27 protein-coding genes are annotated in these 26166 nt (G+C 66.8%); 16 read left to right on the top strand and 11 right to left on the bottom strand.

Features of this window, described 5'->3' with window-relative positions; translation table 11 throughout:
- Positions 1–116: 116 nt before the first annotated feature.
- Positions 117–2687: a helicase-related protein gene (locus WDM91_03465; protein MEI9993631.1), complete on the bottom strand. Its 2571-nt coding sequence runs from the start codon at positions 2685–2687 to the stop codon at positions 117–119.
- Positions 2688–2852: 165 nt separating this feature from the next.
- Here WDM91_03465 and WDM91_03460 point away from each other — a divergent pair, with 165 nt between their 5' ends.
- The 3 genes from WDM91_03460 to WDM91_03450 all read left to right on the top strand — a co-directional run bounded on the left by WDM91_03460 (position 2853) and on the right by WDM91_03450 (position 6814).
- Positions 2853–3458, top strand: a complete 606-nt coding sequence (locus WDM91_03460; GenBank protein MEI9993630.1) for a hypothetical protein — start codon at positions 2853–2855, stop codon at positions 3456–3458.
- Between the two features lie 321 nt (positions 3459–3779).
- Complete coding sequence (gene scpA, locus WDM91_03455; protein MEI9993629.1) at positions 3780–5933, top strand: methylmalonyl-CoA mutase; 2154 nt, start codon at positions 3780–3782, stop codon at positions 5931–5933.
- Positions 5933–6814, top strand: a complete 882-nt coding sequence (locus WDM91_03450; protein ID MEI9993628.1) for a 2-dehydropantoate 2-reductase — start codon at positions 5933–5935, stop codon at positions 6812–6814. Before scpA ends, WDM91_03450 begins: the two co-directional genes overlap by 1 nt.
- Positions 6815–6904: 90 nt before the next feature.
- Here the strand turns inward: WDM91_03450 and WDM91_03445 are convergent, their stop codons facing one another.
- On the bottom strand, positions 6905–7753 hold the full coding sequence (locus WDM91_03445) for a DUF3108 domain-containing protein (GenBank protein MEI9993627.1): 849 nt from the start codon (positions 7751–7753) through the stop codon (positions 6905–6907).
- Between the two features lie 67 nt (positions 7754–7820).
- On the opposite strand from WDM91_03445, the gene meaB reads away from it, so the two are divergent.
- The 5 genes from meaB to WDM91_03420 all read left to right on the top strand — a co-directional run bounded on the left by meaB (position 7821) and on the right by WDM91_03420 (position 11084).
- Positions 7821–8828, top strand: a complete 1008-nt coding sequence (meaB, locus tag WDM91_03440) for a methylmalonyl Co-A mutase-associated GTPase MeaB (GenBank protein ID MEI9993626.1) — start codon at positions 7821–7823, stop codon at positions 8826–8828.
- 104 nt (positions 8829–8932) lie between these two features.
- A complete protein-coding gene (rpmB, locus tag WDM91_03435; GenBank protein MEI9993625.1) occupies positions 8933–9226 on the top strand; it encodes a 50S ribosomal protein L28 in 294 nt (97 codons plus the stop codon).
- Between the two features lie 248 nt (positions 9227–9474).
- Positions 9475–10185: a hypothetical protein gene (locus tag WDM91_03430; protein ID MEI9993624.1), complete on the top strand. Its 711-nt coding sequence runs from the start codon at positions 9475–9477 to the stop codon at positions 10183–10185.
- 157 nt (positions 10186–10342) lie between these two features.
- Positions 10343–10564 carry a hypothetical protein gene (locus WDM91_03425; GenBank protein MEI9993623.1) on the top strand — a complete coding sequence of 74 codons (222 nt, stop codon included), beginning with the start codon at positions 10343–10345 and terminating at the stop codon, positions 10562–10564.
- Positions 10521–11084 carry a GNAT family N-acetyltransferase gene (locus tag WDM91_03420; protein MEI9993622.1) on the top strand — a complete coding sequence of 188 codons (564 nt, stop codon included), beginning with the start codon at positions 10521–10523 and terminating at the stop codon, positions 11082–11084. The genes WDM91_03425 and WDM91_03420 overlap by 44 nt, the downstream gene beginning before the upstream one ends.
- Here the strand turns inward: WDM91_03420 and cobT are convergent, their stop codons facing one another.
- From cobT to WDM91_03405, 3 genes are all read right to left on the bottom strand, one after another.
- Entirely contained in the window at positions 11085–12983 is a 1899-nt protein-coding gene (gene cobT / locus WDM91_03415; GenBank protein ID MEI9993621.1) for a cobaltochelatase subunit CobT, read from the bottom strand.
- Between the two features lie 101 nt (positions 12984–13084).
- Positions 13085–14080: a cobaltochelatase subunit CobS gene (cobS, locus tag WDM91_03410; protein MEI9993620.1), complete on the bottom strand. Its 996-nt coding sequence runs from the start codon at positions 14078–14080 to the stop codon at positions 13085–13087.
- Between the two features lie 75 nt (positions 14081–14155).
- On the bottom strand, positions 14156–14842 hold the full coding sequence (locus WDM91_03405; GenBank protein MEI9993619.1) for a J domain-containing protein: 687 nt from the start codon (positions 14840–14842) through the stop codon (positions 14156–14158).
- Between WDM91_03405 and WDM91_03400 the strand changes: the two genes are divergently transcribed.
- Positions 14836–15135 carry a BolA family protein gene (locus WDM91_03400; GenBank protein MEI9993618.1) on the top strand — a complete coding sequence of 100 codons (300 nt, stop codon included), beginning with the start codon at positions 14836–14838 and terminating at the stop codon, positions 15133–15135. The genes WDM91_03405 and WDM91_03400 overlap by 7 nt on opposite strands.
- On the opposite strand, the gene WDM91_03395 is transcribed toward WDM91_03400, so the two are convergent.
- From WDM91_03395 to WDM91_03385, 3 genes are all read right to left on the bottom strand, one after another.
- Positions 15095–16411, bottom strand: coding sequence for an HlyC/CorC family transporter (locus tag WDM91_03395; GenBank protein ID MEI9993617.1), 1317 nt, complete (start codon positions 16409–16411; stop codon positions 15095–15097). The two genes, WDM91_03400 and WDM91_03395, sit on opposite strands and share 41 nt — an antisense overlap.
- A gap of 90 nt (positions 16412–16501) precedes the next feature.
- Positions 16502–17593: a 3-dehydroquinate synthase gene (gene aroB / locus WDM91_03390; protein ID MEI9993616.1), complete on the bottom strand. Its 1092-nt coding sequence runs from the start codon at positions 17591–17593 to the stop codon at positions 16502–16504.
- Positions 17590–18120: a shikimate kinase gene (locus WDM91_03385; protein MEI9993615.1), complete on the bottom strand. Its 531-nt coding sequence runs from the start codon at positions 18118–18120 to the stop codon at positions 17590–17592. The genes aroB and WDM91_03385 overlap by 4 nt, the downstream gene beginning before the upstream one ends.
- 89 nt (positions 18121–18209) lie before the next feature.
- On the opposite strand from WDM91_03385, the gene WDM91_03380 reads away from it, so the two are divergent.
- The 7 genes from WDM91_03380 (at position 18210) to WDM91_03350 (ending at position 24332) form a co-directional block, all read left to right on the top strand.
- The gene (locus WDM91_03380) at positions 18210–18377 is read left to right on the top strand and encodes a hypothetical protein (protein ID MEI9993614.1); all 168 of its coding nucleotides are present in this window, start codon (positions 18210–18212) and stop codon (positions 18375–18377) included.
- Positions 18358–20160 (top strand): hypothetical protein, encoded by a 1803-nt coding sequence (locus WDM91_03375; GenBank protein MEI9993613.1) that lies wholly within the window; start codon positions 18358–18360, stop codon positions 20158–20160. Before WDM91_03380 ends, WDM91_03375 begins: the two co-directional genes overlap by 20 nt.
- Positions 20157–21104, top strand: coding sequence for a site-specific tyrosine recombinase XerD (locus WDM91_03370; GenBank protein MEI9993612.1), 948 nt, complete (start codon positions 20157–20159; stop codon positions 21102–21104). Before WDM91_03375 ends, WDM91_03370 begins: the two co-directional genes overlap by 4 nt.
- A gap of 68 nt (positions 21105–21172) precedes the next feature.
- Positions 21173–22141: a hypothetical protein gene (locus WDM91_03365; protein MEI9993611.1), complete on the top strand. Its 969-nt coding sequence runs from the start codon at positions 21173–21175 to the stop codon at positions 22139–22141.
- Positions 22142–22190: 49 nt separating this feature from the next.
- Positions 22191–23177, top strand: coding sequence for a CoA ester lyase (locus tag WDM91_03360; protein ID MEI9993610.1), 987 nt, complete (start codon positions 22191–22193; stop codon positions 23175–23177).
- A gap of 166 nt (positions 23178–23343) precedes the next feature.
- Positions 23344–23802, top strand: coding sequence for a hypothetical protein (locus tag WDM91_03355; protein MEI9993609.1), 459 nt, complete (start codon positions 23344–23346; stop codon positions 23800–23802).
- Positions 23803–23906: 104 nt separating this feature from the next.
- The gene (locus tag WDM91_03350; protein ID MEI9993608.1) at positions 23907–24332 is read left to right on the top strand and encodes a hypothetical protein; all 426 of its coding nucleotides are present in this window, start codon (positions 23907–23909) and stop codon (positions 24330–24332) included.
- On the opposite strand, the gene sigJ is transcribed toward WDM91_03350, so the two are convergent.
- From sigJ to WDM91_03335, 3 genes are read right to left on the bottom strand one after another with little or no spacing between them, the layout of a single operon-like run.
- Positions 24295–25215, bottom strand: a complete 921-nt coding sequence (gene sigJ, locus WDM91_03345; protein MEI9993607.1) for an RNA polymerase sigma factor SigJ — start codon at positions 25213–25215, stop codon at positions 24295–24297. The two genes, WDM91_03350 and sigJ, sit on opposite strands and share 38 nt — an antisense overlap.
- Positions 25212–25760, bottom strand: coding sequence for a hypothetical protein (locus WDM91_03340; GenBank protein ID MEI9993606.1), 549 nt, complete (start codon positions 25758–25760; stop codon positions 25212–25214). The genes sigJ and WDM91_03340 overlap by 4 nt, the downstream gene beginning before the upstream one ends.
- Complete coding sequence (locus WDM91_03335; GenBank protein MEI9993605.1) at positions 25760–26161, bottom strand: hypothetical protein; 402 nt, start codon at positions 26159–26161, stop codon at positions 25760–25762. The genes WDM91_03340 and WDM91_03335 overlap by 1 nt, the downstream gene beginning before the upstream one ends.
- Positions 26162–26166 lie beyond the last annotated feature (5 nt).

Genomic DNA, 26166 nt, shown 5'->3' with positions numbered 1-26166 from the left:
AGCACCTTCAAGCCAGGCGTTTTTCATAGTTCTTGGATAAAATTCCAGCGGATCGTGATGCCGGCAAGGCGGACGGTTCCCCGACCGTCGTGAAGTCGTGGTCACGCCCGCCCCGCTCATACTTTCCGGATGAGCGCAGCCAATCCCGCGAACGGCGAGTCGGGGCGGATCTCGACCTTGAATTCCTTCGGCTTGTGATCGCGTTTCTCGCGCGGACGATGCTTCTGCGCGCGCGGCGGTCTCGGCATTTGCTTGCGCCACACATGCGTCACGCCGTTGCCGGTGTCGGCGACGTCGACGATCTGCCAGCCCATCTCGGCGAGCACCGCTTTGAGCTCCTCATTGCCAGAGCCGATCAGCGAGACCAGCTTGGGCAGCAAGGTCTCGGCGTTCACCCCGGCCGCCGCGGCCTTCTCGAGCTCCTCTTCCAGCCGCTCCAGCATGTCGAGGCGGATGGCGCGGCGCGCGATCACGCGGAAGCCGGCGGCAGCGAGGAAGTCGGCCGGCAGGCGCGCGTCGTTGACGAAGGACGTCAGCCCGGCCTGCGGCGGCGCGGGGATGCGCTCGGGCTTGGTCCACACGCCCCACAGCAGCGCGAGCAGCCCCGCCGCGTCGGGCCGCAGCATCTTGGGCAGATAGACCGAGCGGCGCCCGAACCACACGCCGAAATTCTTCAGGGCACGGATCAACGGTCCGATCTGGTCGGGCAGGGTGAGCCGGGCGCGCTCCAGCGAGCCGAAATTCTCCAGCAATTGGTGCGCGATGCCGCGCGCCGCGCCGGGCAGCGCATCGGCGGTGCCCGCCTTGGCCTCGGCCGCCGCCTTCAGCAGCAGCAGCGGCTCCAGCCGCGTCGCGATGCGGCCCTGCACGAAGGCTTCGAGCCGGGTCTGCACGTCGTCGCGCAGGTCGCCCTTCAGCCGTTCGTCGGCCAGCACCTGCACTGTCGGCGAAAGGGGCGCGGCACCCTTGACCAGATGGCCCACCACAGCGCCATCCCACCACAGCTTGCCGTGCTCGCTGAGGCTGATCGCCTTGTCTTCGGCTTCGCGCAGGCGCCGGGCGCGCGCGACGAACTCGCCTTCGAGGCCGCGCATCGCGGCGGCGCGCAAGGTGCGGCCATGGATGCCTTCAGCGCGCGCATCCGGCTCGAAGCGGAAACCTTCGAGCTTGCCGACGACTTCGCCGCCGATCGCGACGCCGCCGGAATCGTCGAGCGTCAGGTCGATCACGTCGTCCTCGCGCAGCCGCTTCATCAGCACGCTGGTGCGCCGGTCGATGAAGCGCTGCGTCAGTTGCTCGTGCAGCGCGTCGGAGAGCCGGTCCTCCACCGCGCGGGTCACCGCTTGCCAATGCGCGCCGTCCTTCGTCCAGCTCGCGCGATGCGCGACATAGGTCCAGGTGCGGATCTGCGCCAGACGGCCGCTCAGCGTCGCGACATCGCCTTCGGTGATGTCGAGCCGCTCGATCTGCCGCGCCAGCCAGTCGTCGGGCAGCACGCCGTCGTCGCTCATCAGGAACAGAAACACCGCCTGCACCAGACGGACATGCTCGTCGACCGACAGCTTGCGGAAATCGGGAATCTGGCAGGCATCCCACAGCCGGTGCACGCCACTGCGTGAGGCGGTGAGGGGCAACACGTCGTCATTGGCCGCCAGCAGGCGCAGGGCGATGAAATCGCTCGCCGGCCGCGCCTTGGCGAGGCCTTTCTGCGGCGGCGGCTCGTCGAGGCTGGCGAGCAGCCGGTCGAGCGATCCGAATTCCAGATTGGAATTGCGCCATTGCAGCACCCGCACCGGATCGTAGCGGTGGCCTTCGACCCGGGCGACGAGCTCGTCTTCCAGCGGCGCGGCTTCGCCGGTGGTGCCGAAGGTGCCGTCATTCATATGCCGTCCGGCGCGACCGGCGATCTGGCCGACCTCGTCGGGGCGCAGCGGCCGCATGCCGACGCCGTCGAACTTCTCCATTGCCGCGAAGGCGACGTGGTCGACATCCATGTTGAGGCCCATGCCGATGGCATCGGTCGCCACCAGGAAGTCGACGTCGCCGCTCTGGTAGAGCTCGACCTGCGCGTTGCGGGTGCGCGGGCTGAGTGCGCCCAGCACGACGGCCGCGCCGCCGCGCTGGCGGCGGATCAGCTCGGCGATGCCGTAGACGTCTTCGGCCGAGAACCCGACCACCGCCGCGCGGCGGGGCAGGCGGGTCAGCTTCTTGTGCCCGGTATAGGCGAGGTCCGAGAACCGCGCCCGCGTCATGAAATAGGTGCGCGGGATGAAGCGCTGGATCGCGCTGCGCATCGTGTCGGCGCCGAGCAGGATGGTCTCCTCCTCGCCGCGCGCGTTGAGCAGCCGGTCGGTGAAGACATGGCCGCGCTCCGGATCGGCGCAAAGCTGGATCTCGTCGATCACCAGACAGGCGACCGGGATGTCGAGCGGCATCGCCTCGACCGTGCAGACGTAATAGCGCGCGCCGGGCGGGACGATCTTCTCCTCGCCGGTGATCAGCGCGGCCAGGTCGGCGCCCTTCAGGCGCACGACCTTGTCGTAGACCTCGCGCGCCAGGAGGCGCAGCGGCAGGCCGATCATGCCCGATCGATGCGCCAACATTCTTTCAATGGCAAAATGCGTCTTGCCGGTGTTGGTGGGGCCGAGGACCGCGGTCACGCGCGAAGCGGCGAAGTCCGCCCTCATGGTTTGGATAGTCTGCACTGAACTACTGCCCTTTGGAAATAAGTAATCGCGGGTCCGATCGGCGATGTATTTCTGGGAATTCCATGAATTCTCAAGTCGAGTTCCTTGGAACTATTTCTGTTATGTCCGATACTGCGCACGACAATGGGCGGGGCGGAGGCAAGCATGAAACACCTTACAGGGAATTTGGTCGTTGCGGTCATTTCGGGATTGTTCTTCCTCGCTCCTAGTGGGGCGGCTATGACGCAATCGGACCCCCTCGCCGCGAAGGGGGATATCGTTGCGAATTTCGCGCTGAAGATTTGCGGCAATGTACCCCTCTATTCCGATAGCCGAACGGGGCAAGCCAGCGCCGCTGCCGACGCCGAATTCAAGAACCTTCTGAAGCAATTCGTCGATGCGGGCGTACATGTGAACGCCGGCGGCTCAATTTCGAGATTCAATGGCGTACTGCAAAAAGACCTGCCGACCGCCATCCACGACAACATTGCCTGCCGGATTCGGATGGCGGAAGACATGATGAAAGAGGTCTTTCCAGCCCAGGCCGCGGTCGCGCCGAAGTACAAGTTATGCCAGATCGATCCGCGGACCATCCCCGCGGGCATGCCAGCTCCGCCGCCCGGTGTACAGGCGTTTTGCACGACGAGAGGCGAACTAGGGCCCGTCGGCAGCTCGTGCATCTGCATCGACCCTCGCACAAACATGCCCAACGCGGGAGGGGCCGTAGTCCCTTCAAACACCCCGTCCCCACTGCCGCCCTGGGCGCATTAGCTGCGGACGAAGGCCGCGGCCCATCCTTCTTGGTGCGGCTGTGGATCGTCCGTTTACGGATGGTACGTTACACGAACGAAGTATAGACGAATCACTAACTCGATCAATATCATCCTTTGTTCTCATACGTTTAGTGGAAAGTCAAGCTGCGCCCCCTACCACATCTTGTGGGCGGGCCCAGTCGTGGAGCCGCAACGGCTTATCCACGGGATACTCCGTACCCGGAGTGTTTGTTAAGGAATGAAGACAGTGGGATGACGGGTTTGACGCCTTTTTCGCACCTGCGATACTCCGGCCCCAAAATCACCTCGGGCGGAAGACATGAGCGGCGACAGGACGACACCGGAAAGCTGGGCCAAGGCGGCGCAAAAGGAACTCAAGGACCGGCCGCTGGGCGCGCTCACCTGGCATACGCCGGAAGGTTTCGACGTCAAGCCGCTCTACACCGCCGCGGATCTCGAAGGCTTTGAAGCGGCGAATTCGCTGCCCGGCCAGATGCCCTATATGCGCGGTGTGCGCTCGACCATGTATGCCGGCCGGCCCTGGACCATCCGGCAATATGCCGGCTTTTCGACCGCCGAGGAGTCCAACGCCTTCTATCGCAAGAACCTCGCGGCCGGCCAGATGGGCCTGTCGGTCGCCTTCGACCTCGCGACTCACCGCGGCTACGACAGCGACCATCCGCGCGTCGCCGGGGATGTCGGCAAGGCCGGGGTCGCGATCGACAGCGTCGAGGACATGAAGATCCTGTTCGGCGGCATCCCGCTCGACAAGATGAGCGTCTCGATGACCATGAACGGCGCGGTGATTCCGATCATGGCGAACTTCATCGTCGCTGGCGAAGAGCAGGGCACGCCGACCGAGAAGCTCTCCGGCACCATCCAGAACGACATCCTCAAGGAGTTCATGGTGCGGAACACCTATATCTATCCGCCCGCGCCTTCGATGCGGATCGTCGCCGACATCATCGAGTACACGGCGAAGAAGATGCCGAAATTCAATTCGATCTCGATCAGCGGCTATCACATGCACGAGGCCGGCGCGACCGCCGTGCAGGAGCTCGCCTACACGCTCGCCGACGGCATGGAATATGTCCGCGCCGCGCTCGCCAAGGGCCTCGCGGTCGACGCCTTCGCGCCACGCCTGTCGTTCTTCTTCGGCATCGGCATGAACTTCTTCATGGAAGTCGCCAAGCTGCGCGCCGCGCGGCTCCTGTGGTCGCGGATCATGGAGAAGTTCGGCGCCACCAATCCCGAGAGCCTGATGCTGCGCACCCATTGCCAGACCAGCGGCGTCTCCCTGACCGAGCAGGATCCGTACAACAACGTCGTGCGCACGACGATCGAGGCGCTGGCCTCGGTCCTGGGCGGCACCCAGTCGCTGCACACCAACTCCTTCGACGAAGCAATCGCGCTGCCGACCGAGTTCTCGGCCCGCATCGCGCGCAATACGCAGCTCATCCTGCAGAACGAGGCGCAGGTGACCAAGGTGGTCGATCCGCTCGGCGGCTCCTATTATGTCGAGGCGCTGACCCACAGCCTCGCCGACGCCGCGAAGGCGATCATCGACGAGGTCGAGGCGATGGGTGGCATGACCAAGGCGGTCGAGGCGGGCATCCCCAAGCTGCGCATCGAGGAGGCGGCGGCGCGGCGTCAGGCCCGGGTCGATCGCGGCGAGGACGTCATCGTCGGCGTCAACAAGTTCCAGCTCAAACAGGAAGACGCCCTCGACGTCCGCGCCATCGACAACGCGCAGGTCCGCGACTCCCAGATCGCGCGGCTGAAATCGATAAAGGCGAGCCGCGACCCGGCGAAGCTGAAAGCGGCGCTCGACGCGCTGGTCGCCGGCGCCAAGGGCGACGGCAACCTGCTCGCGCTCGCAGTCGAAGCTGCCCGCGCCCGCGCCACGGTCGGCGAGATCTCCGACGCGATGGAGGGCGTGTTCGGCCGCCACCGCGCCGAGATCCGCTCCATCGCCGGCGTCTATGGCGCCGCCTATGAGGGCGACAACGCGTTCGGCGCGATCCGCGGCGACGTCGAAGCCTTTGCGAAAGAGGAGGGCCGCCGCCCCCGCATGCTGGTCGCCAAGATGGGCCAGGACGGCCACGACCGCGGCGCCAAGGTGATCGCCACCGCCTTCGCCGATCTCGGCTTCGACGTCGACATCGGGGCGCTGTTCCAGACGCCGGAAGAGGTGGCCAAGGACGCGATCGACGCCGACGTGCACGTCATCGGCATTTCGAGCCAGGCGGCGGGCCATCTCACGCTCGTGCCGCTGCTGATCGACGCGCTCAAGAAGCAGAAGGCGGACGACATCCTCGTGATCGTCGGCGGCGTCATCCCGGCGCAGGACTATGACGCATTGAGGAAAGCCGGCGTCGCCGCGATCTTCGGCCCCGGCACCAACATCCCCGATGCCGCGCGCAACGTGCTGAAGCTGATCCGCAACCGCAAGCTCGATCACGCGGCGGAGTGATGACGTCCATCGCCCTCATCGGTCCCGGCGCCATCGGCGGCACCATCGGCTTCGCGTTGGCCGAAAAGGGCCATGACCTTGTCATCTGCGCCAACCAGTCCTTCGCCGCGCTGGCGCTCACGCGGCTCGACGGCGGGAGGCGCAAGGCGCTGCCGGTCCGGGTGATCACCACGCCGGCCGAGGCCACGCCCGCCGACTGGGTGCTGGTCGCGGTCAAATCGCATCAGACGCCAAGCATCGCGCCCTGGCTGAAGGCTTTGGTCGGGCCCGGCACGAGGATCGCGGTGCTGCAGAACGGCGTCGAGCACCGCGCGCGCCTTGCGCCGTTCGTGCCCGCCGCCACGCCGGTCGTGCCGGTGGTCGTCATGCTGCCGGCCGAACGCACCGCGCCGGGCGAGATCACCACCCATGGCCGCTCCGCCCTCATCGTACCGAACGATCCGGCCGGCGAGGAATTCGCCGCGCTGTTCGCGGCCAGCTTCGTGACGTGCACCGCGGATGCCGATTTCACCACGCGCGCCTGGGAGAAGCTCGCGCTCAACTGTGCCGGCGGCGCGCTGTCGGCCTTGGCGCTGCGGCCCGACGCGCTGGCCTCGTCGCCGGAGATGACGGCGCTCGGCCGGGCGCTGATCGAGGAATCCATGGCCGTGGGCCGCGCCGAAGGGGCGCGCTTCGCGGACGGCTATGTGCAGCAGCTCATCGCATTCCAGACGCGGCCGAACAATCGCGGTAACTCGATGTATTACGACCGCCGCGACGGCAAGCCGCTCGAATGGGACGCCCGCAACGGCGTGATCCAGCGGCTGGGCCGCAAGCACGGCATCCCGACGCCGATCAGCGACGTGGTGGTGCCGCTGCTGAAGACGCTGAGCGGCGATTAGAGGCGTGCGGGCTTCGAGGCTCGCGACGCTCGCTCCTCGGCATGACGAGAGGGTGTTGCGGCAGGAAAAGAAGGACGACGCGGCTCGCCCTCAGGGCTTCAATGCCACGCCGTCGATCTTCACCGTCGTCGCCACCGCCGCGATCACGCCATAGCTCGTATCCGCCCACACCCGCAGCGGCACGACGTAGAAGCGGCCGGGTGCGGCGCTCGGAAACGTCGCGACCCAGGCGTTGATCAGCGGGAAGCTCGCGCCTTCCTTGATCACCTTGGGCTTGTAACCGGCCAGCTGCTTGTACTTGATCTGGCAGAGCAGGGCCTTGCCCTTGTAGAGGCCGTTGTCCATCGACACGACCGTGTCCTTGAGCTTGCTGATCTCGGCATTGTAGCGGCGGCGTCCGTCGAACACCGGCAATGTCACGCCGCAGGGATTCTCCGGCGACGCGCTGACGCCCGACACCAGCATGGTGATCGCGCTGAGCGGATCGACGGTCGCCTTCTGCTGCTCCGGCGTCACTTCGTAGCCCGTCATCGAATAGGGCGGATCGGCATAGAGCCGGACCGGACCGCCCGTATCATAGGTGAGCGAGACCTCCTGCTTCTTGTCCGAGCGGCCGGTGTAGAACGAGTCGTAGAGCCCGGGATGGAAGGTGCGGGGCGCCAGCGTGCCGGTCGAGGTCGCCTGGATCTCGGACTGCCAGAACGCATTGACCACGCCGCCGGTCTGCAGGTTCGACACGGAGTGATACTGGTCGCCGCGGATGGTCGTGTTGAGATCGACCTTGCCCAGCGTCACGCCACCGGCATAGAGCGTCATCGCCATCTGCAAGGTCGAGCCGGGCTGGGCCGGCGCCTCGCTGCCCGAGCCTCCGGCGGCATATGCGGCGCCTGCCAGGGCCGACAGGGTCAGGAGCGCGGCCGTGGCGTGGCGAAATTTCATCGGGTCTGTCTCCGGGTGTCGACGCAAACTAGCGGCGCGGACGCTCCAAAACCACTATGGTCCAATTATGGCCGAGGCGTTTGATTCCGTTGCGGTTAACGGGCTCGTGTCCGGCGACCGCCGGGCCCTGGCGCGCGCCATCACGCTGGTGGAATCCACCAGGGCCGACGACCAGCGCGACGCCGAGGCGCTTCTCACGTGGCTGCTGCCGCGGACCGGCGGCGCGGTGCGGGTCGGCATCTCCGGCGCGCCGGGCGCGGGCAAGTCCACCTTCATCGAGGCGTTCGGCGGCCACCTGACGGCACGGGGCAAGCGCGTCGCGGTGTTCGCGATCGATCCCTCGTCGCGGCGCTCGGGCGGTTCCATCCTGGGCGACAAGACACGGATGGAGAAGCTGGCGCGCGACCCGTTCGCCTATATCCGGCCCTCGCCGGCGGGCACGACGCTGGGCGGCGTCGCGCGGCGCACGCGCGAGTCCATGCTGCTCGCCGAGGCGGCCGGCTTCGATGTCGTGCTGGTGGAAACGGTCGGCGTCGGCCAGTCGGAGACCGCAGTCGCCGACATGACCGATCTTTTCGTCCTCCTGGCCGCGCCGGGCGGCGGCGACGACCTGCAAGGCATCAAGCGCGGCGTTATGGAACTCGCCGATCTGTTGATCGTGACCAAGGCCGATGGCGATCTGCGCGCGGCCGCCAATCGCGCGGCCGCAGACTATCATGCCGCGCTGCATCTGATGCGTCCGCGGCATGTCGGGCTCTATCCCAAGGTGCTGAAGGTTTCCGCCATCGAAGGCGCGGGCATCGCGGAGACGTGGGACGAGATCGCGGCGATCCACGGAACGCTTCTGGCCGACGGCCGCCTGACGCAGTTGCGCGCCGCCCAGTCGCGGCGCTGGTTCTGGACCGAGGTCCAAGCCGTGCTGAGCGAGACGCTCATGTCGGATGCGCGCTTGGCGGGCCAGGTGGCCGCGCTGGAGGCGGAGGTTACGAAAGGGCAGGCATTGCCCTACACCGCGGCGCGGGCGCTGATCGAGGCGTTCCGCCGCCAATCACCTCCCCATAAAAGGGGCGGGTAATTACAGCGGATCGCCGTATAATTATCCTGCCGGCTTCGTCTACCGCCTTGACGCTCCCGCGCCCTTTCCTTATGAGGGCGCCTCTTTTGGACATGAGAAAGCCTATGGCACGCCGCTGCGAACTGACCGGAAAAGGCACCTTGGTTGGCAACAATGTCAGCCACGCCAACAACAAGACCAAGCGGATCTACCGCCCGAATCTGCAGCATGTCTCGCTGGCCAGCGAGGTTCTCGGCAATTCCTATGTCCTGAAGATCAGCATGAATGCCCTGCGCACGGTCGACAAGAATGGCGGCCTGGACCCGTTCCTGCTCAAGGCCAAGGAAGACGTGCTGTCGCCCAAGGCCCTGCGCCTGAAGCGCGCCATCGCCAAGAAGACCGCCGCCAAGGCCGCCTAAGGCCTCTACGCCTCCTCCAAGGCAAATCCGACGCAGTGGACAGGCTCACAGTCTGTCTTAAAAGCTGCGCGTAAGTTCCTTGAAAATTTACCTTGTTTCGCCCGCGACCGGGCATGGCTCCTGCAACGACTTTGCCCTAGTGTCTCAAAATGTGTCAGGCCTGTGGATAAGCGGCCGACACGGGTAGGGGTGTCGTGCGGGCATTTGAATCGGGTTCAGTTTCGGCGCGTTCCGACGCGCCGACTCGGGTGGCAGTGGGCATCAACGACGGTCCGTACCGTTTGCGCGGTGCGACCGACGCGGCATGGCACAGCCAGGGCTATGGCCAGAAAACGAGCATCGGCGGCCGAATCGGCCGGATGTTCCGCGCCGTGCTGCGAACGGTCATTCCCGTTCTGGCACTCTGCGCCGCGCTGGCCGCGCTGTACCTCTATATGGATACCATATTGCCTTACTTCGCCGACGGCCCGGCGCGATGGCTGACGGTCAGCCATCTCCTGGTTCCGCTCGCCTTCCTGGCGGTGCACCTCACCAATCGCCGCTACGGCCCATCCTATGCCTTCGCCCAGATCGTCTTGTCCTTCGCGGCGCTGGGCGCGGCGATCCTGTTCGGCGGAAAGGTCTTGGCGCTGCTTCTGCCGGACGCGGCATTTCCCAGCATCCGCATGGTCGCGTCGTTCGGCGGTGCGTTCTTCGTGGCGGGCTTCCTGGCCATCGTCGCCTTCGACGGGGCCCGTGGGCCGCGCTGGTGGACCGCGCCGCTGACCGGCTCGATCGTCGCCGCGCTGATCTTCGCGCCGATCTTCTACGCCGCCGCTTACGTCGGCACGCCGACGCCCTGGTTCGCGCATATGGCGATCCATGCCGGCCTGCTGGTCGGCGGTGCGGTGCTCACCCTCATTCCCTACTGGCTGCTCCGCCGTCTGGTGCAGCCGCTGCCAGGGTTCGGCGGGTATTAGACGGCCTTTTCGACCCCCAATGTCGAAATAGCGATTCGTTCCCTTTCGCGACAAAATGTCGAGAGGTGATAAAGTTTCTTCGCACGCATACACCACCGGAATCGTGATTACATGCGTTTCCATGACACGGCGTGGGAACGCAGCTAGGACGACACCGATGGCCATTCCATCTCTGCAGGATTTCCTGCGCTGGATGCAGGGACGAGATCAAAAGAAGAAATCTGCGTTCGACAGCGAGCGGGAGGCCTATGAGTTTGTCCAGAAGGTCTACAAAGATACAGGAGGCGTTTCCCCCGAGCTCCGCAACGCCTATCTATTTTATTTGAAGAATATTCATGACGACTGCCCAGCAGCTAGCTCTGGACCTGGATCGAATTAGAATCGTTCCGATCCCGAACCACGAAGCGCTGCGTGGCTTTCACTGCGGCGAAAATTCGGTCGACGATTGGGCTGCCACGTGCTGGGACCGCGAGAAGTCATATCGCGCGCGGACTTTTTGCGCGATAGAGGATGGCGCAGTCGGCGCATTGGGCTTCTACTCGCTTTCGATGACGGGCATCTCGGCAAAAGGATTCGGTGGCGGCGCTGCGGATCAATTCACCCGCGATGGCTACATCCCCTTCATCTACGTCGACTTCATCGGCGTTTCGATCGCGCATCAACAGCAGAAATTGGGCACCCTGTTGATGGTCGCGGCCCTTCGGCGCTGCGCGAATGTCGTCAGGAGTGTCGCCATCTATGGCGTGGCATTGAACTCGCTAAATGCGCGCACCACAGCTTTCTACAAAAAGCTCAATTTCGGTGTTCGAGATCGGCCGGGAATGCAGCACCCGCTCATGGTCCTTCCGGTCATGACACTGCTGGATGCAGAAAGAATAGCAGAACAGCAGGGCCGGTGATCACCGCGCCCCAACACGCCGCGCCGCGTGGCCCGCGTGCTTGGCGCCGGCGATGCGCTTGGGCGCGCGCATATGGCCCTCATGGCCTTTCTCTTCGTGGAACAGGCCGATGAGCTGCTCGGTCATCGCGCCACCGAGCTGCTCAGCGTCGACGATGGTCACCGCCTTGCGGTAATAGCGCGTCACGTCGTGGCCGATGCCGATGGCGGTGAGCTCGACGTCGGATTTCTCCTCGATCTCCTCGATCACCCGGCGCAGGTGGCGCTCGAGATAGTTGCCCGCGTTGACCGACAGCGTCGAATCGTCGACCGGCGCGCCGTCGCTGATCACCATGAGGATCTTGCGCTGCTCCGGGCGGTGTACGATGCGGTTGTGCGCCCACATCAGCGCCTCGCCGTCGATATTCTCCTTGAGCAGGCCCTCGCGCATCATCAGGCCGAGATTCTTGCGGGCGCGGCGCCAAGGCTCGTCGGCCGCCTTGTAGACGATGTGGCGCAAGTCGTTGAGGCGGCCGGGATGCGGCGGCTTGCCGTCGGCGATCCATTTCTCGCGGGACTGCCCGCCCTTCCACGCGCGCGTGGTGAAGCCCAGGATCTCCGTCTTGACCGCGCAACGCTCCAGCGTGCGCGCCAGGATGTCGGCGCACATCGCCGCGACCATGATCGGGCGGCCGCGCATGGATCCGGAATTGTCCAGAAGCAAGGTCACCACCGTGTCGCGGAAGGTCATGTCCTTCTCGCGCTTGAAGGAGAGCGGGTACATCGGATCGATGATGATGCGGGGCAGGCGCGACGTGTCGAGCATGCCCTCCTCGATGTCGAACTCCCAGGTGCGGTTCTGCTGCGCCATCAGGAGGCGCTGCAGCTTGTTGGCGAGGCGCGAGACGACGCCCGACATCGCCTGGAGCTGCTGGTCGAGGAAGTTGCGCAGCCGCCCCAGCTCCTCGGCGTCGCACAGCTCGTCGGCGTGGACCTCCTCGTCGAACTGCAGCGTATGGACCTTGTAGCCCCATTCGTCCGAATGGCTGAAGGGCTGCTCGGGCCGCTGCGGCTTGGCGCCGTCTTCCGGCTCGGCCGCGTCCGACATCTCGTCGGTCTGCTCGGCCCGCATCTCGGCAGAGGCGTCTTCGCTTTCCTCGCCCTCGGAATCCTGCATGTCGGCTTCGGAGGTTTCCGATTGCGTGTCCGAATCCTGCTCCTCGCCCTCCTGCTCCTGGCTCTCGGCATTCTCGCCTTCGCCGGAATCGTCCGACGACTCGTCGGCATCGAACTCGTCCGACAGTTTGAGGTCGCGCAGGATCGTGCGCGTCAGCTTGGCGAAAGAGGCCTGGTTGCGCAGCGTGCCGGTGAGCTTCTCAAGGTCCTTGCCGGCATGCTCTTCGATGAAGGGTCGCCACAGATCGACCGCGTATTTCACGGACTCCGGCGGCGCTTCGCCGGTCAGCTTCTCGCGCACCATCAAGCCGAGCACGTCGGCGATGTTCGCATCCGCCTTGACCCGTGCCTTGGCAAGGCCGCGCTGCACCAGACGCTGCTCAAGTCCGGCCGCGAGGTTGTGCGCAACGCCCTTCATCGCGAGCGAACCGATGGCTTCGACCCGCGCCTGCTCGGCCGCCTCGAACACGGCGGCGGCGTCGGCCGATTGCGGGCGGAACTGGTCGTGGACCTTGTCCTCGTGATGCGCCTTGCGCAGCGCATAGGCGTCGCCGGCGCCGCGCACGATGGCGACCTCGTTCGGCGGCAGGTTGCGCGAAGGCAGGGGCAGGCGTGCCTTGAGGCCCCGCAAGGTGGGCGGCTCTGCGGAGAACGTGACCTCGAGCTCCGGCTCGCCCGACAGCGCCCGCACCGCGGTACCGACGGCTCTCTTAAAAGGCTCCGAGGGATTTTCCGGCTTGGACATGGCTGCTCGCTACGCTCGCGCGAATAGCGAATGGCGAGTAGCGAATAGGGACGCTGCGTCCCCTACTCGCCATTCGCTATTCGCTATTCGCTGCGTCACGGTCATGTCACCAGCACCTTGGCGGCGCTCTCCGGCAGATCTTCGCCGAAGCAGCGCTGGTAGAACTCGGCCACCGAGGCGCGCTCGAGCTCGTCGCACTTGTTGAGGAAGGTGAGCCGGAAGGCGAAGCCGACGTCCTGGAAGATCTCGGCGTTCTCGGCCCAGGTGATCACGGTGCGCGGGCTCATGACGGTGGAGAGGTCGCCGTTGATGAAGGCGTTGCGCGTCATGTCGGCGACGCGGACCATCGCGGCGATCTGCTTCTTCTTCTCCGGCGTCACCGCATAGGACGGCACCTTGGCAAGCACGATCTCCTGCTCGGCGTCGTGGCTGAGATAGTTCAGCGTGGTGACGATGCTCCAGCGGTCCATCTGGCCCTGGTTGATCTGCTGCGTGCCATGATAGAGGCCCGTCGTGTCGCCCAGGCCGATCGTGTTGGTGGTCGAGAACAGGCGGAACGCGCTGTGCGGACGGATCACCTTGTTCTGGTCGAGCAGGGTGAGCTTGCCGGCGGTCTCCAGCACGCGCTGGATCACGAACATCACGTCGGGGCGGCCCGCGTCGTATTCGTCGAACGTCAGCGCGACGGGATGCTGCAGGCACCAGGGCAGCAGGCCCTCGCGGAACTCGGTGATCTGCTTGCCGTCCTTGAGGACGATGGCGTCCTTGCCGATCAGGTCGATGCGGCTGATATGGCTGTCGAGGTTGATGCGCACGACCGGCCAGTTGAGGCGCGAGGCGACCTGCTCGACATGGGTCGACTTGCCGGTGCCGTGATAGCCCTGGATCATCACGCGGCGGTTGAAGGCGAAGCCCGCGAGGATCGCCAGCGTCGTCTCGCGGTCGAAGCGATAGGCCGGATCGTGATCGGGCACCCAGGTCGTGCGGGTCTTGAAGCCCTTGACCTTCATCTTGGTGTCGATGCCGAAAAGCGCCTTGGCGTCGACGTCGACGTCGGGCGTCATCGTAGCGTCGAGGTCCTGCTGCTGCTCACTCATGATTTTGCATCCGGCCCTTAAAACTCTTTGCGGAAGATGACCGCCGGATGAGGGAAGGGCGTCAGGAGCCCTTGCTTAGGTCAGCCCGGAGGCGCGTAGCACGCCATAGGCCTTGATAACCTGCTTCAGACGCTCCTCGGCGCCCCGATCGCCGCCGTTCGCGTCGGGATGAAACCGCTTCACAAGTTCCTTATACCGCGCCTTGATCTCTATCAAGGTGGCGCCGGCCTCGAGCTGCAGCGTATCCAGCGCCTGGGTCTGGAGCCGCGTCAATGTGCGCTCCGGGCGGCGGACATGCGGCGTGGTTTCGGTGTCTTTCTCGAATGTTCCGTGACCGTCCTCGACCCCGAACCCGCCGCCAAACGGATTCTGCATACGTGCCGCGCGCTTGCCGAGCGGCCAAGTCGGGCGATGCCCGGTGAGAGCGTCGTTGCGGAAGGATTCGATGGCTTTTTCGTCCATGCCGGCGAAGTAGTCCCACGACTCGTTATGCTCGCGGGCGTGTCCGAGACAGAGCCAGATATACTCGCCCAGCTGGTCGCGCGAACGGGTCACTTTGAAGGCGCCCTCTTCCTTGCAGCCGGCGCGATCGCACGGCCGCACCGCCGCCTTCGCAGGCTGCGCGCGCGCGCCGTCCGGCTTGATCCGGATGTCGGATTTGAATCGTGCGCTCTGTTTGGCTGCCATGGGGGAATTATGGGGCGTGAAGGTGAAAAAACAAGAAAACCTATTGCTTGACTTACGTCGCCGGTCGGATGACACGCTATCGCATGACGATGGCCGACACGATCCGCGAAAAGCTGACCGCTGCCTTCGCGCCGACGGAACTCTCGATCGAGGACGACAGCGGCAAGCACGCCGGCCATTCCGGCGCGCGCGCCGGCGGCGAGACTCACTACAGCGTGCGCCTGGTGTCGGAGGCTTTCGCGGGCCTTGGCCGCGTCGAGCGCCAGCGCCGGGTCTATGCCGCCCTGGCGGAGGAACTCAAACCCGACAAGATCCACGCCCTGGCACTCACGACGCTGACGCCTGCGGAGGTTTGGCAGGAGCATTGACGCCGCTGCCCGGCGCCGGCGGGATCACCCGCAGCGCCGTGATCTGGTTGCGCTGCCGCCGCAGGATCTCGAACTGGTAGCCGAAGAAGGCGAAGCGCTGGCCTTGCTCCGGAATCGTCCGCGCCTCATGGATGACGAGCCCCGCGATGGTCGTCGCCTCCTCGTCCGGCAGGTTCCAGTCCAGCGCCCGGTTGAGTTCGCGCACCGGCACCGTGCCGTCGATCAGGAAGGAGCCGTCGGGGCGCCGGCGCACGTCGGGGCGCTCTTCCTCTTCATGCTCGTCGGGGATGTCGCCGAAGATCTCGTCGAGGATGTCTTCCAGGGTGATCAGGCCCTGCAACGCGCCATACTCGTCGACCACCAGCGCAAAATGGGTGCGCTGGTCGCGGAACGCCGCCAGCTGCTCCTCCAGCGTCGTGGTGTCGGGCACGAACCAGGGCGGAGTGGCGAGCGCCGCGATGTCGACGGCATTGGCCGAGCCGCCATGGGCGATCACCGCGCGCACGATGTCCTTGGTATGGACCACGCCGATGATGTTCTCGGGCTGCTCCCGCCATAGCGGCACGCGCGTGTGGTTGGATTCGAGGATCGTGTCCAGGATCTCCTGCGGCGGCTGGGCCGCATCGACCGTCACCATGTTCTTGCGGTGGATCATCACGTCGCCGACGCTGAGCTCGCGCAGGTCCAGGATGCCGCCGATCATGTCGCGGTGCTCGCGCTCCACCGAGCCTTCCTTGTGGTGCAGGTCGACCGTGCCGCGGATCTCCTCATGCGCCTCGACGTCGGACTCCTCCTGCTCGCGCACGCCGAAGATGCCGAGCACGCGCCACACCAGGAACTGCACCGCGTTGACGGCCGGCGCCAGGATGCCGACCACCAGCTTGACCGGCGTCGCCACGGTGAGGGCGAAGCGGTCGGTGCGCGCGATTGCCAGCGTCTTCGGCAGGACCTCGACGAAGAACAGGATCAGCACCGTCATCACGGCCGTCGCGACATACACCGCGCGGGGCCCGAAACTGTGCTCGAGCACGGTGGTCGCCAGCGACGAGGCGAGGATGTTGACGAAGGTGTTGCCCAGCAGCAGGGCGCCGACCATGCGCTCGCGGTCGCCCATCAGCGCATTCACGTCGCGCGCCGCCCGGCTTCCTTCCTTCTCGAGCTGGTGCATCCGCCCGCGCGACACCGCGGTGAGCGCGGTCTCCGAACCGGCGAAGAAGGCGCCGAGCAGCAGCAGCAGCACGATCGGCGCAAAGGAGAGGAGCAGGACGGTATTCATGGGACACTCGCGGATTTGGATGACAAGAATGTCATTCGACGGGGCAGGGTACCAGCGGCGCGATTTCACCTCCCCGGAGGGGCGGCGAAATCAGCCCAGGGTCTCCAGCACCGCCCCGACGGGCACGTCGGTCGTCACGAACGCCTGCCCGATTCCGCGCACCAGCACGAAGGTGAGCCGCCCATCCTTGACCTTCTTGTCATGTGCCATGTGCTCCAGCAGCGCCTGGGGCGACGGCCGCGGGCCGGCGATCTCGGCGATGGCGGTGGGCAGGCCGACGCTCTTCAAGTGCCGGACGAAGCGCTCGGCATCCTGGCCGCTGCACAGGCCGAGGCGCACCGACAGCCGGAACGCGAGCGCCATGCCGATGGCGACGCCTTCGCCGTGCAGTAGGCGCTCCGAGAAGCCCGTCGCTGCCTCGAGCGCGTGGCCGAATGTGTGACCGAGATTCAGCAGCGCCCGATCGCCGGTCTCGCGTTCGTCGCGCGCCACGATCTCAGCCTTCATCCGGCAGGCATGCGCCACGGCCTGCACCATGGCGGCGCTGCCGCCGTCAAGCGCCTCGCGCCCATGCGCCTCGAGCCATTCGAAGAACGCGGCATCGCCCAGTCCGCCATACTTTGCGACCTCCGCATAGCCGGCGAGCAATTCGCGGCGCGGCAGCGAGGCCAGCAGATCGGTGTCGGCGACGACGATCCGCGGCTGATGGAACAGCCCGACGAGGTTCTTGCCGAGCGGCGTGTTGATCGCCGTCTTGCCGCCGACCGACGAGTCGACCTGCGCCAGCAGCGTCGTCGGGATCTGCGCAAAGCCGATCCCGCGCTTGAGCACGCCGGCTGCGAACCCCGTGAGGTCTCCGATAACGCCGCCGCCGAACGCGACGACGAGTCCGTTGCGGTCGACGCCTGTCTTCAACAACTCGCTGGTCAGAAGCTCCAGTCCCGCGAAGCTCTTGGTCCCTTCGCCGGGCGGCAGCACGATGGGCCGCGCATCGAGGCCGGCCTTGGCGAAGGCGTCGAGCAGGGCCGCGAGGTGCATCTCGCCGACATGGCTGTCCGTCACGACCGGCAGCGGTCCGCGCGCCAGCGGCCGCAGAAGCTCGGGCACCCGCGCCAGCAGGCCCGGTCCGATATGGATCGGATAGCTGCGCTCGGCGAGGCTGACGGCCACGATCTCGCTCATGCCGCGCAGGCTCCTGTTTGATTCAGCAGGCTCACGACGCGCTCGACCGTGGCGGTGTGCGGCCCCTCTTCGCTGTCCAGCGTGTGGTCCGCCTCGGCATAGGTCGGAGCCCGCTCGGCAAGCAGGCGCGTCAGCGTCTCGTGCGGATCGCCGTTCCGCAGCAGCGGCCGCGAATCGCGCCGCTGGGTTCGCGCCAGCAGCACGGGCACCGGCGCGCGCAGCCAGATCGTGACCGCACCGCGCTTGAGCGCCGTACGCGTCTCGCCGTCCATGAAGGCACCGCCGCCGGTCGCCATGACATGCGGCGGCTCCGCCAGCAGGCGCGCGATCACCTTGCGCTCGCCCAGGCGGAAGGCGGGCTCGCCGAAGCGCTCGAAGATCTCGGAGATGGTGCAGCCCGCCGCCGACTCGATCTCCGCATCGGCGTCCTTGAACGGCACGTTCAGCCGCGCGGCCAGGCGACGGCCGATCGAGCTCTTGCCCGCGCCCATCATGCCGACCAGTGCGACCGTTCGCGTCAGTTTCATCGCTTTCGCTTACACGTCCGGCGCGTTTCATTCCAGCAGGGCTTGGCGAAGCCCCGCAATTCCGCCACAAACGCGTGAGGAGTTCGCGTATGCGCAACAGGAACATGGACGGGATGGGCTGGGGTTCACGGATCGCGATCGCGCTGGCTGTACTGGTCGTCTTGGCCGCCGTCGCACTCGCGGTTTACGGCGGTCGGGTGCAGCCTCAAACCCATCCGGTCGAGCAGATCATTCCGAATGACCGGCTGCCGAGCTAGAATCGCCTTCGCGGCGTTCCTCGCGCTTGCCGTCATGGCCGCGGCGCAGGACCAGCCGCCCGCCACCGGTGCGCCGACGCCGCTGGGCGGCCCCCAGACCGCGCCCGCGCCGTCATCCGGCGGCCAGGGCCCGGACGCGCAGCCTTCGGACGATCCGCCGCCCGCCGCCGACGCGGTGCCGGGCGAATTCAAGCCCGGCATCTTCCGCAAGGCCGTCCAGCCCGTCGTCACCGAAGGCGATCTGAGCGGCGTGGTCGACGGCCCGCCGGTCGGTACGCTCGACGACGCCCATGGCGGGCTCGGCCAGGCGATGTGGTCCGGCGCGGCGCGCGGGGACATCGAAGACCTGCTCGGGCGGATTCCCTTCGCCAGCGCCGATCCCTTCGCGCGCAGCCTGTCGCGCCGCGTGCTGCTCACCATCTCCGATGCGCCGCCGGGCGCCGCCAGGCGTGCCCTGGTGACGATCCGCATCGAGAAGCTGCTGCAGGGCGGCCTGATCGACGAGGCCGGCGCCACCGCCGCCGCGCTGCGGCTCGGCAACGATCCCGATTTCGCCCGCGTGCAGGCCGAGGCCTTGCTCTATGCCGGACGCGACAAGGAGGTGTGCAGCGATCTCACGGCGACGCGGCTGACCGCGCCCGAGCCGTTCTGGCTGCAATTGCGCAGCTGGTGTTTCGCCGCGAGCGGCGACGGCGCGTCTGCCGAACTGACCCGCGCCGTGCTGGAGGCGCAAGACATCAAGGACCCGGCCCTCGACCGCCTGACGTCCGACATTCTCGCCGGGCGGAAGACGTCCCCGGCCAATATCGAGCATCCTACCGCGCTGCACATCTATCTCTTGCGCAAGGCAGGGCTGCCGGTGACCAATGCGATCGCGGCGAAGCTGGGCACCGCCGCGAACCTTTTGGCGGCGCGCGATCCGCGCAACAAGCCGGCAGACCGCCTGGCGGCCGCGACGCGCATTGCGAGCACCGGCGCACTCTCCGGTGCCGAGACCGTGGCGCTGCTGAACGCGCAGGACATCCCCCCTTCGGCGCTCGTCAAAGGCGACGCGGACAAGCTGCCTTACCTGCCTGCGCAATCCCTGTTGCGCCGCCAGGCATCGCTGGAAACCCGCTTGCCGGTCCGCGCCGCGATCCTGTCCACGGCCGTCACGCCCTATCCGGAGCGCTGGGCCCAGACCGCGCAATTGCAAGGCGATCTCGCGGCGACGATCCCGCCCGATTCCGCAGACCCGGCAAACCGGATCCTGTTCGCGCGCACGCTGGCGCTGGCCGGCCGCAGCGATGCCGCCGCCGGCTGGTATGCGGGCGCACCCGACAGCATCGAGCGCGAAGCCTTTCTGGTTCTGATCGACTTGGCCGCGCCGACGGCCGCCCGCGACGCCGCGGCGCAGCGCGCGATTTCCTGGCTCACGATCAACGCGACGCCGCAGAAAGATCCCAGCCCGCTGGCCGCGCTCGCGCTCGGCTTGAGCGACGCGCTCGGTCGCCCGATCTCACCCCAGGCGCAGACACTGGCGGCCGCTTTCGAGGCCTTGCCGTGGGCAAGCGTCACGCGCCGTCCGCCGGATGCCGAACTGGCTATGCTGCGGGACGCCGCCGCGCAGCCCGGTCGTCGGGGCGAGGTCGCGCTGCGCGTGCTCGCCCTCGTCGGCGACGGCGGCCCACGCGGCCTGTCGCCCAGTGTCCTCATCGCCTGCGTCCGCGCGCTGGACCGGGCCGGGCTGACCGCCGACGCCCGGGCGCTCGCGGTCGAGGCGCTGGCGCTGTCGCCGCTATGAAGGCCGACGATGCCGCGCTGATCGAATCCTTCCTCGACATGATGGGGGCGGAGCGGGGCGCGAGCATCAACACCCTGGCCGCCTATCGCCGCGACCTGCTCGACTTCGTCGCGCATCGCGCCGGTAGGGGCGGCAGCGTGCGCAGCGCTGCCCGCGACGACGTCAAGGCTTATCTGGAAGTCCTGTCGCGATCCGGCGCCGCGGGCTCGACCCAGGCCCGCCGCCTCTCGGCCCTGCGCCAGTTCTACGGCTTTCTCTATACCGACGGCGTCCGCAAGGACGATCCGACCACGGCGATCGAGGCGCCGCGCCGCGAGAGGCCGCTGCCCAAGGTCCTCTCGCGCGATGACATGGATGCGCTGATCGTCGCCGCGCGTGTCCAGGCGGGAGAGACGCCCGAAGGTCTGCGACTGCTCTGCATGGTCGAGATGCTCTATGCGTCGGGCCTGCGGGTGTCCGAGCTGCTCACGCTTCCGGTGTCGGCGGCGCGCAACCGCGACGGCTTCCTGCTGGTGAAGGGCAAGGGGCAGAAGGAGCGTCTCGTCCCGCTCAACGATCCCGCCCGCGAGGCGATCGCGGCCTATATGACGGCCCGCGACGCCTTCCTGCCGCAGGGCCCGCGCCGCGCCCACGCCGAACGCTTCCTGTTCTGCAGCCGCGCGGCGGAGGGACACATCACGCGCCGCCGCTGCCACCAGATGCTCAAAGCGCTGGCGCTGGCCGCGAACATCGATCCGGACAAGCTCTCCCCGCATGTCCTCAGGCATGCCTTCGCGACCCATCTGGTCGAAGGCGGCGCCGACCTGCGTTCCGTCCAGACGCTGCTCGGCCATTCCGACATCGCGACGACGCAGATCTACACCCATGTTGCCAGGGATCGCCTCGCCGCCGTGGTGGACGACGCGCACCCGCTCGGCCGGCGGCGGCGCAAGCCGCCCGCTTGATCGCGCCGCCGCGCGATGGCAGTTTCCCGCCCGCGCCGGCGCCGCCGCAACCTCACGACGGACCCTCATTGCCCCAGCTCACACCATCCTTTTTCCGGCAGGATCGGAAGGAGCTGCTCGCCGATCTGCCGCGTTTCGCGGACGGCCCGCGCAACGTCCGCTTCCGGCACATCGTGCACCCCTATGTCGACCGCTCGACGCCGTTCAACACCGAGGTGCAGGCGATCACCTTCGAGACCATCCGCATCGCTGCCGCGGCCGCGCCCGACATCGCAACCCGCTGTGTCTGCGTGACGCTGGCCGATGAGGGCCATATCGTGCCACCCGATTGCCTCGCGGTTCCCGGGCTCACGCGGATGGCGGGCGATGTCGCTCCCTTCAAGCATCCGCGACCCTTGCCGCTTCTGTTCGACAGCATCGATCTGGGCGTCGCCGCCGACATCGGCGCGGCGGACGGCGAGGAGTTCGTGATCTTCACGAACTCCGACATCCATCTGCTGCCGCATTTCTACCGCAGCATCGCCAGGCTCATCGCGGAAGGCTATGACGTCATCACCGTCAACCGCCGCGTGATCCCGCGCCAGCCCGGCGACGCCCGGGACCTTGCCCTGATGTTCGCCGACTACGGCAAGGATCACCCCGGCTTCGACTGCTTCGTCTTTCCGGCGCGGCTCTATCCCGCTTTCGTCAAGAGCAACGCCTGCGTCGGCGCCGGCATGGTGATGCGCAGCCTGCTGTTCAATCTTGCGGCGCTGGCCGGGCGCTTCCTGATGCTCACCACCCCGCATCTCACCTTCCACATCGGCGAGGACAGTTTCTGGGTCAATCCGAAATACGCCGACTATGTCGACTTCAACCTGCGCCAGGCGCAGGAGGTCGTCGCGGGATTTGCCGCGCGGTCGCCGGAGCGCGAGAAGCTCGCCGGTTTCCTGCGCGCGAATGGCGAGAAGAAGGTCTTCCGCCGCCAGCTCGCGGGCATCGCCGCGCCGCAGACCGGCGGCGCTCTGGCATCGGCCATGCGGCGCTGGCGCGGTTGACGCCATCGGACGGCCGCGCCACGGTTGCGCGGAATTGGAGGGCCTTTCCGTGAGTTTCACCACCATCGAACGCCAGGCGCCCGTGCGCATCTACCGCTCCAAGCTTTTCGTGCCGGGGTCCAAGACCGCTTTCTTCGAGAAAGCGGCCGCCGGCGCCGCCGATTGCATCTGCCTCGACCTCGAGGATGCGGTCGCCCCCACCGACAAGGACAAGGCGCGCGACAACGTGGTGGCGGCGCTCAACGACGTCGACTGGAAGGGCAAGATCGTCACCGTCCGCATCAACGGTCTCGACACCGGCTGGTGCTATCGCGACGTGATCGCCCTGGTGGAGAAGGGCGGCGAGGCGCTCGACGCCATCATGATCCCCAAGGTCGCCAACGCGAAAGACGTCTACGCCATCGACTGGCTGATCACCCAGTGCTCCGCCGCCGCCGGCCGCAAGAAGAAGATCGGGCTGGAGGTCATCATCGAATCCGTCCTCGGCCTCAAGAACATCGATGAGATCGCCGCGTCCTCGAAGCGGATGGAGACCCTGCACTTCGGCGCCGCCGACTACGCCGCCAGCCAGGGCATGCGCACCACGAACATCGGCGGCGGCAACGCCGACTATGTGATGCTCACCGACAAGGATGACGCCGGCGCACGGGCGCGACACTGGAACGACCTGTGGCACTACCCGCTGTTCAAGCTGGTGCAGGCGGCGCGGGCGCACGGCCTCGTCGCGATCGACGGTCCGTTCGGCGACTACCAGGATCCCGACGGCTTCCGTGCCCAGGCCAATCGCACCGCGATCCTCGGCTGTGAAGGCAAATGGGCGATCCATCCCAGCCAGGTCGAGCTCGCCAACGAGATCTTCACGCCGCCGGAAAAGGAAGTCGCGCGCGCCCAGGCGATCTTGGATTCGATGAAGGATGCCCATAGCACCGGCAGCGGTGCCGCCTCGTTGGGAGGTGTCCTGATCGACGCGGCCTCGATCCGCCAGGCCGAGGTGATCGTCAAGCAGATGGCGATGATCAGGGACAAAGGGAAATAACACACCCACTGTCATCCCCGGCCGAGCAGCGCGAAGCGCTGCGAGAGGGATGACGGGTTTGCTTGGGTGGCAGCGTATCACCACGGCCTTGCCGCCGGCTCTTCAGTGGAGGACGATGCCCCGCGCCGGAAGCTGACCGTACCTGGCGGAATTGGGGGAGGGTCCTATGCGCATCCTGATCGAGGCCGCGGCGGCGGTCCTGTTCATCGTCTCGACCGCGCTCCTGTTCAGCGAGCGCATCCGCGCCAGCCGCATCCTCTTCGTGCTGGTGGGCCTGCTCACGCTGGCGTCGTCCTACGTCATCACAAAGCACATCCTCGACGCGACCGTGGGCCAGCGCATGCACCGCCACCACGTCGTCGCGGGCGCGCCGGCGCCCGGGCCGCAGGAGCCACCGACCCAGGCCGACGATGCGCAATCCACGACCGACACGCTGCTCCAGGCCGTCTACCAGGGCACCGAGGGCGCGCTGAACCGCATCGTGCGCTCCGGCACCGGTCAGGCAAGCGCCAGCGTCGGCAGCGACACGGTGGTCGACGTCATCGTCGGGCTGTCGCTCGCAGTGCTCGGGGTGCTGTCGCAGCTCGTCTCCATGTTCTTCCGCCGCCTGACGGGCGCCGATTGAGCCAAAAATAGGCTGCGAAGACCAAGCATTCGCATGTTCTGTACTTGCTGATCCGCCTCGCCGCCGACATCATGTCTTCTGTTTTCCTGTATCGGAGGGACACCATGAAGGCATTCTCTTTCGCTCTGGTCGCTGCGGGACTTTTCGCGCTGGCGTCGCCCGCATCGGCCGACGATCCCAACAGGCTCTCGATCGAAAACGTTCCGCCGTCCACCCATCCGGCGAACGTCCCGGCCGGGCTCAAAGTGACCTGCGTTCCCAACCCCAACAACGGCGCGCAGGCCGGCGAATGCCCCGTCGTCCACTACAAGGGCATCACGACCTGGGCTTACAGCTATCTCGACAACCGCGTCTCGCTGGCGCTCGTATCCTATGATGCGACCGGCAAGGTCGTCGCCACGGTCGAGAAGCCCGGAACGCGTTATGTCTGGAACGCGACGTCCGACGACGCGACGCAGACCGTGATGTTCTTCGGCCAGAGCTCGACCCACGTCACGGCGTCGTATGCGTCGCTGGCGGGCGGCCAGTAGCGGCCGGCACGCGCTGGAGCTTGTCCGGATTGCGCACCGCATAGAGCGCAGTGATGCGCGTACCGTCGCTTTCGATGGTGAGGGCGCCGAACAACGTGTCCTGTCCGCGCAGGACGAGGCCAGGACGACCGTTGATCTCGGTCGCGGTCATTTCGATCGGCACGCCGGTGTAGAATTTCCGTCCCAGGCCGATGACGAAGCGCGCGATCCTGTCCGCGCCATGGATGGGGTTGAGCGCCGCCGCGACGCGGCCGCCGCCGTCGGTAAAGGCGATGGCGTCCGGCGCCAGCAGCGCCATCAGCTCCACCTCGTCGGCCGACGCGCTGGCCTTGGCGAAGCGCGTAAGCAGGTCGCGGTGCTGTTCGGCAGACGCTTGGAAGCGCGGCCGGCCCTCGCGCACCCGTTCGCGCGCCCGCGATATCAGCTTGCGGCAGGCGGCTTCGCTTTTCTCCAGCGTCTGCGCGATGGTTGCGTAGTCGCAGTCGAACGCGTCGTGCAGGATCAGCGCCGCGCGCTCCTCGGGCGACAACCGCTCCAGCACATGCAGCAGCGCCAGCGACAGATCCGATGCCAGGTCGGCGCGCGCTGCGGGCGCATCGGCCGCCAGCGCCCGCATATCGTCGGGCAGCAGCGGCTCGGGCAGCCAGGGCCCGACATAGGTCTCGCGCCGCGCCCGCGCCTTGCGCAGCGCATCGAGCGCCAGCCGCACCGTCACGGCCGACAGCCAGGCGCGCGGATCCCGGATTTCCGCGCCGGCAGCACGCTCCCAGCGCAGCCAGGCCTCCTGCGCCACATCCTCCGCCGCACCCATCTCGCCCAGCATGCGATAGGCGATGGAGAGCAGGTGCGGGCGCTGCGCCTGGAAAGTATCGAGCCTCGTCATGCCGCCTTCAGCATCTGGTTGACCGCAACCTCGTCCTTGCCGACACGCACGCGTTGGCAGGTCTTGGCGTGGCCGAGCGCGCGTTTGAGCACCGGATAGTTGCGCGCGGTCATCGCCCGCAGCGACAGCGCGAGCAATGCCGTCTTGCCCCAGCGCGTCGCGACGGTCTCGCGCAGTTCGTCGAGGTCCGCGCTGCCATTGAGCAAGGCGCGGCCATAGTCGAAGCCGAGCTGCGCATCGGAATCGGTCGGTGCACGACGGAGCAGGGCGCCGATCACCTCCGCCTTCATCCCCGCCTCTATCGCCATGTCGGTCGCGATCTGCACGCAGGGGCCGCAATCCTCGACGAGTGCGGCGGCGATGCCGGCGGCGCACCACGGGTCACGCGGCGCGTCGCCGCGCCAGCCGCCGCCCGCCATCTGCATCTTCATGAAGCGGCGGAACCCAGCCGTCGAGGTGTCGAGCATCTCGTGCATATAGGTCGCATCATAGCCGTAATGCGCCTCCATGCGGCGCACATAGCGGTGCAGGAACCATTTGAGCATCACACATCTCCTCGTTTGTCGCGCAGGCGCAGCCAGGCGAGCACCGCGCCGGCGATGCCAGCCAGGATCACGCCCACGCCTTCGCTGATCCGGTCGCCGGCCGCGACGGGCGGCCCTATCGCGATCCATTCCTCGACATGGAGCAGGCCGTGGAGCAGGGGCCAGGCCGCGCCTGCCGCCGCATAGGCCGCGCGCGATGCGCCGCGTCGCGCGCCCAGCAGCATCCCGATGCCGCTCGCGGCGAAAGCCAATCCGATATCGGTGATGAAGTGATGGTGCAGATGATCTGGCGCGTTCAGATGCACCACCACCGCCGCCCACCACGCCGGCCACAGCAGCATGGTGAGACCGTTCGCCAGATGGAACAGCCCCAGAAACCCCAATCCCAGCCTGACACCCATTGTCC

Source organism: Rhizomicrobium sp., assembly GCA_037200385.1.
GTDB lineage: Bacteria > Pseudomonadota > Alphaproteobacteria > Micropepsales > Micropepsaceae > Rhizomicrobium.
This window is presented reverse-complemented; position numbering and strand designations above follow the sequence as displayed.

Coding starts and splice junctions, on each gene's coding strand:
- WDM91_03465 (MEI9993631.1), bottom strand. CDS start 2,687: ATGAGGGCGGACTTCGCCGCTTCGCGCGTGACCGCGGTCCTCGGCCCC.
- WDM91_03460 (MEI9993630.1), top strand. CDS start 2,853: ATGAAACACCTTACAGGGAATTTGGTCGTTGCGGTCATTTCGGGATTG.
- scpA (MEI9993629.1), top strand. CDS start 3,780: ATGAGCGGCGACAGGACGACACCGGAAAGCTGGGCCAAGGCGGCGCAA.
- WDM91_03450 (MEI9993628.1), top strand. CDS start 5,933: ATGACGTCCATCGCCCTCATCGGTCCCGGCGCCATCGGCGGCACCATC.
- WDM91_03445 (MEI9993627.1), bottom strand. CDS start 7,753: ATGAAATTTCGCCACGCCACGGCCGCGCTCCTGACCCTGTCGGCCCTG.
- meaB (MEI9993626.1), top strand. CDS start 7,821: ATGGCCGAGGCGTTTGATTCCGTTGCGGTTAACGGGCTCGTGTCCGGC.
- rpmB (MEI9993625.1), top strand. CDS start 8,933: ATGGCACGCCGCTGCGAACTGACCGGAAAAGGCACCTTGGTTGGCAAC.
- WDM91_03425 (MEI9993623.1), top strand. CDS start 10,343: ATGGCCATTCCATCTCTGCAGGATTTCCTGCGCTGGATGCAGGGACGA.
- WDM91_03420 (MEI9993622.1), top strand. CDS start 10,521: ATGACGACTGCCCAGCAGCTAGCTCTGGACCTGGATCGAATTAGAATC.
- cobT (MEI9993621.1), bottom strand. CDS start 12,983: ATGTCCAAGCCGGAAAATCCCTCGGAGCCTTTTAAGAGAGCCGTCGGT.
- cobS (MEI9993620.1), bottom strand. CDS start 14,080: ATGAGTGAGCAGCAGCAGGACCTCGACGCTACGATGACGCCCGACGTC.
- WDM91_03400 (MEI9993618.1), top strand. CDS start 14,836: ATGACACGCTATCGCATGACGATGGCCGACACGATCCGCGAAAAGCTG.
- WDM91_03395 (MEI9993617.1), bottom strand. CDS start 16,411: ATGAATACCGTCCTGCTCCTCTCCTTTGCGCCGATCGTGCTGCTGCTG.
- aroB (MEI9993616.1), bottom strand. CDS start 17,593: ATGAGCGAGATCGTGGCCGTCAGCCTCGCCGAGCGCAGCTATCCGATC.
- WDM91_03385 (MEI9993615.1), bottom strand. CDS start 18,120: ATGAAACTGACGCGAACGGTCGCACTGGTCGGCATGATGGGCGCGGGC.
- WDM91_03380 (MEI9993614.1), top strand. CDS start 18,210: ATGCGCAACAGGAACATGGACGGGATGGGCTGGGGTTCACGGATCGCG.
- WDM91_03375 (MEI9993613.1), top strand. CDS start 18,358: ATGACCGGCTGCCGAGCTAGAATCGCCTTCGCGGCGTTCCTCGCGCTT.
- WDM91_03370 (MEI9993612.1), top strand. CDS start 20,157: ATGAAGGCCGACGATGCCGCGCTGATCGAATCCTTCCTCGACATGATG.
- WDM91_03355 (MEI9993609.1), top strand. CDS start 23,344: ATGCGCATCCTGATCGAGGCCGCGGCGGCGGTCCTGTTCATCGTCTCG.
- WDM91_03350 (MEI9993608.1), top strand. CDS start 23,907: ATGAAGGCATTCTCTTTCGCTCTGGTCGCTGCGGGACTTTTCGCGCTG.
- sigJ (MEI9993607.1), bottom strand. CDS start 25,215: ATGACGAGGCTCGATACTTTCCAGGCGCAGCGCCCGCACCTGCTCTCC.
- WDM91_03340 (MEI9993606.1), bottom strand. CDS start 25,760: ATGCTCAAATGGTTCCTGCACCGCTATGTGCGCCGCATGGAGGCGCAT.
- WDM91_03335 (MEI9993605.1), bottom strand. CDS start 26,161: ATGGGTGTCAGGCTGGGATTGGGGTTTCTGGGGCTGTTCCATCTGGCG.